The organism is Pseudomonas sp. NPDC090755, from assembly GCF_044769005.1.
Taxonomy (GTDB): Bacteria; Pseudomonadota; Gammaproteobacteria; order Pseudomonadales; family Pseudomonadaceae; genus Aquipseudomonas.
Genome location: NZ_JBIVXC010000052.1, coordinates 1 through 3,160, shown reverse-complemented (window position 1 = coordinate 3,160; position 3,160 = coordinate 1). Strand labels below are relative to the sequence as shown.

General features: G+C 57.7%; 4 protein-coding genes and 3 tRNA genes. All 7 read left to right on the top strand.

Annotated elements, in window-relative coordinates:
• Positions 1-251 precede the first annotated feature (251 nt).
• The gene (gene birA, locus ACIQUS_RS27150; RefSeq protein WP_403054233.1) at positions 252-1,211 is read left to right on the top strand and encodes a bifunctional biotin--[acetyl-CoA-carboxylase] ligase/biotin operon repressor BirA; all 960 of its coding nucleotides are present in this window, start codon (positions 252-254) and stop codon (positions 1,209-1,211) included.
• Positions 1,201-1,947, top strand: coding sequence for a pantothenate kinase (locus ACIQUS_RS27145; protein ID WP_403054230.1), 747 nt, complete (start codon positions 1,201-1,203; stop codon positions 1,945-1,947). Before birA ends, ACIQUS_RS27145 begins: the two co-directional genes overlap by 11 nt.
• A 7-nt stretch (positions 1,948-1,954) precedes the next feature.
• Entirely contained in the window at positions 1,955-2,383 is a 429-nt protein-coding gene (locus tag ACIQUS_RS27140) for a hypothetical protein (protein WP_403054227.1), read from the top strand.
• Between the two features lie 152 nt (positions 2,384-2,535).
• Positions 2,536-2,619: transfer RNA gene (locus ACIQUS_RS27135), tRNA-Tyr, on the top strand.
• Between the two features lie 23 nt (positions 2,620-2,642).
• Positions 2,643-2,716: transfer RNA gene (locus ACIQUS_RS27130), tRNA-Gly, on the top strand.
• A gap of 26 nt (positions 2,717-2,742) precedes the next feature.
• A tRNA-Thr gene (locus ACIQUS_RS27125) sits at positions 2,743-2,818 on the top strand.
• A gap of 85 nt (positions 2,819-2,903) precedes the next feature.
• The coding region (locus tag ACIQUS_RS27120; RefSeq protein WP_232251818.1) for a GTP-binding protein at positions 2,904-3,160 on the top strand (257 nt) is incomplete at its 3' end.

The window sequence follows — 3,160 nt, the reverse complement described above, 5'->3', positions numbered from 1 at the left end:
ATGGTAGTGTGGGGTTTCCCCATGTGAGAGTAGGTCATCGTCAAGATTAAATTCCGAAACCCCTATCTGCACACGCAGGTAGGGGTTTTGTCTTTCTGGCGCGCTAGCGCCACCGCTCCCACCGATCGCAGCCTCGTGCCTCGGCAGGGGCTACAGGAATCGCTGCCTGGTGGAATATCCAGGCCGCTGTTTTCTATGCAATCCCCACCTGCCTAGCTATCATGCCAACCTCATTATGAGTCGAGATTGGCATGCTGAAGTTGTTGAAGCTCCTCAAGGATGGCCGGTTCCATTCCGGGCAGGACCTGGGGACCGCCCTTGGCGTAAGTCGCAGTGCTGTCTGGAAGCAGCTACAGCACCTTGAGGCTGAGCTGAATCTGCCTATTCACAAAGTGCGTGGTCGCGGCTACCAGTTGGCAGCGCCGCTGTCGTTGCTGGAAGAGGCGGCAATCGCCGAGTTTTCCCTGGGTGAGCACTGGCCCGTATCGATCCACGACTCCATCGATTCGACCAATGCCCAGGCATTGCGGGCCATCGGCGAGGGGCAGGCAGCGCCGTTCCTGGTGCTGGCCGAGCGCCAGACGGCCGGCCGTGGCCGACGTGGCCGCCAGTGGGTCAGTCCATTCGCTGAAAACCTCTACTACAGCCTGGTGCTGCGCATAGAAGGTGGCATGCGCCAGCTTGAAGGCTTGAGCCTGGTCGTCGGTCTCGCAGTCCTGCGTACATTGCAGTCATTTGGTGTCGCAGATGCCGGCCTGAAGTGGCCGAACGACGTCTTGGTCAATAATCAGAAGATCGCAGGCATTCTCCTGGAGCTGGTTGGCGATCCTGCTGATGTCTGTCATGTCGTGCTGGGCATCGGTATCAATGTGAACATGCAGGTCGCCAGTGAGGTTGACCAGCTGTGGACATCGGTGCGCCGGGAAACCGGTGTGAACATCGATCGCAACCTGATGGTCGCCAGGCTCAACCACAACCTGCAGATCGATCTCGAACGCCATCGTCGGGACGGCTTTAGCGCGTTCCAGGCGCAATGGGAGCAGGCACACCTGTGGCAGGGGAGGGCGGTATCATTGATCGCCGGGGTCAACAGGATCGATGGCGTGGTGCTGGGTATCGATGGTCAGGGCGCGTTGCGTCTTGAGATCAATGGCGAAGAAAAGAGCTTCAGCGGTGGTGAGCTCAGTTTGAGGTTGCGTGATGATTCTTGAGCTCGATTGCGGTAACAGCTTCATCAAGTGGCGGATTGTTCGCAGTGCCTTCGCGACCATCGTCGCCGGCGGCGTTGTCGACTCCGACCAGGCGTTGGTCATGGCGATCAAGGCGCTGCCTGCGCCACCCGAACGCTGCCGCCTGGTCAGTGTCCGAAGCGAGGAAGAAACCGCCAGCCTCTGTGCGCTGCTCGCCCAATGCTTCGGGCTTGAGGTGATGGTTGCTCAGCCAGCCCGGGAGGTGGGCGGGGTGCGCAATGGTTATGAAGACTACCAGCGCCTGGGCCTGGATCGCTGGCTTGCTGTGCTGGGTGGCTATCACCTGGCCAAGGGTGCCTGCCTGGTCATGGACTTCGGCACGGCTGCCAAGGCTGATTTCGTCGCCGCCGATGGCGAACACCTGGGGGGCTTCATTTGTCCAGGCATGCCGCTGATGCGCAGTCAGTTGCGCACCCACACCCGGCGAATCCGTTATGACGACGCTTCGGCCGAGCGGGCGCTGTCGAGCATGGCCCCGGGGCGCTCGACGGTCGAAGCGGTCGAGCGCGGTTGTGTGCATATGCTGCAGGGCTTTGTCGGTTCCCAGCTTGCGCATGCAACGGCGCTGTGGGGGAATGACTTTGTGGTGCTGCTGACCGGGGGGGATGCGCCTCTTGTGCAAGAAGCGGCACCTGGCGCCCGTGTCGTGCCTGACCTGGTATTCGTTGGCCTGGCTCTGGCCTGTCCCCTGGATTGAGGTGGCTATGCGTTGGTTGTTTCTGTTGTTGGTGGTGCTCAATGGCGTCTATTACGTCTGGCATCAGCAGGAGGCACCGCTGAAGGCCAAGGAAGTGGCACCGTTGTCGTTGTACAAGGGGAATCAGCAGGGTATTCGCTTGCTGAGCGAGTCTCAGGGCGGCAAGCAGGTGCCTGAGCGTGGCCAGGAGTGCCTGTATGTAGGTGGCCTGGCTAGCAAGGAACAGCTCGCAGCCTTGCGTCAGCGGTTGCTGACCCTCGATATAGGGGCTGTTCCGGTGGTTGGGCGGCTTGGAGATGCAACCGGTTTGTGGTTGCAGATTGCGCCGCAAAGCCAGCGTTTGCTGGACCAAACCGTGCTCGGAACACTTTCTAGGGATTTCAAAGACTTAAAACATAAAATAATGTTGTGCGAGGGTATTGCAACTGGCGAATAGCTTGATAGAATGGCGCCCGCTTCACAGGGAACACCACTCAAATGGTAGTACCGGAGGCGGTGTCAAAGCAGCTAAGTTTCAGATTTGATTGAAAAAATTTGAAAAAACGCTTGACACTAGGTTGGCAGACAAATAGAATGCCGGCCACATCTGGAGGGATTCCCGAGCGGTCAAAGGGGACGGACTGTAAATCCGTTGCGAGAGCTTCGAAGGTTCGAATCCTTCTCCCTCCACCAGTTTAGCGAGAGCCGCAAGCTCCGCGGGTATAGTTTAGTGGTAGAACCTCAGCCTTCCAAGCTGATGATGCGGGTTCGATTCCCGCTACCCGCTCCAGGTTTGCTGTTTTTGCACAGTGTTACGCTCTTGTAGCTCAGTTGGTAGAGCACACCCTTGGTAAGGGTGAGGTCAGCGGTTCAAATCCGCTCAAGAGCTCCATATAACAAGGCAGATATGAAAATATCTGCCTTTGTTTTAATGGTCGTATTCACTTGCTTCTTTCTTCTTGCTGAGGATTTTCTCGATGGCTAAGGAAAAGTTTGATCGTAGTCTGCCGCACGTGAACGTCGGCACCATTGGTCACGTTGACCATGGCAAGACCACGCTGACCGCAGCGCTGACTCGCGTTTGCTCCGAAGTTTTCGGCTCGGCCGTTGTTGAATTCGACAAGATCGACAGCGCTCCGGAAGAAAAAGCTCGCGGTATCACCATTAACACCGCGCACGTCGAGTACAACTCGAACATTCGTCACTACGCTCACGTTGACTGCCCAGGTCACGC

What these genes read in the sequence shown, in the direction of transcription:
- birA (WP_403054233.1), top strand. Translation starts at nt 252, where the DNA reads ATGCTGAAGTTGTTGAAGCTCCTCAAGGATGGCCGGTTCCATTCCGGG.
- ACIQUS_RS27145 (WP_403054230.1), top strand. Translation starts at nt 1,201, where the DNA reads ATGATTCTTGAGCTCGATTGCGGTAACAGCTTCATCAAGTGGCGGATT.
- ACIQUS_RS27140 (WP_403054227.1), top strand. Translation starts at nt 1,955, where the DNA reads ATGCGTTGGTTGTTTCTGTTGTTGGTGGTGCTCAATGGCGTCTATTAC.